This window comes from Achromobacter pulmonis, from assembly GCF_002885955.2.
Classification (GTDB): Bacteria; Pseudomonadota; Gammaproteobacteria; order Burkholderiales; family Burkholderiaceae_B; genus Achromobacter; species Achromobacter pulmonis_A.
Map to the genome: position 1 here is coordinate 1 of NZ_POQS01000046.1, position 265 is coordinate 265.

Here is a 265-nt window from a genome sequence, read left to right on the forward strand (position 1 = left end):
AAAAAGGAGAATTACTCCCTACTCCCCCAAACTAGAAACTCGTTTCTACAACAAGACTATCTCTCACACCACTGCTGCAACTACAATTGCTGTTAATGATGTACCCGCTGGTACAGGTTCTTCTGATCGTACTGGTCGTAAGGTCATGTGCAAATCAGTTGAGATTAACATCGAAGCAACTTCTAGCGCTGCTGCAGGTGTACGCCCTGATCCTGTTAGGGTTGTACTCTACTCTCCCAAACAATCTGGTGACGTCTGGACTCCT

At 46.0% G+C, this 265-nt stretch carries 1 protein-coding gene; it reads left to right on the forward strand.

Going from position 1 to position 265, the window contains the following annotated elements; translation table 11 throughout:
• On the forward strand, nt 1–265 hold a 265-nt coding region (locus tag C1I89_RS34995; protein WP_219929639.1), incomplete at both ends, for a hypothetical protein.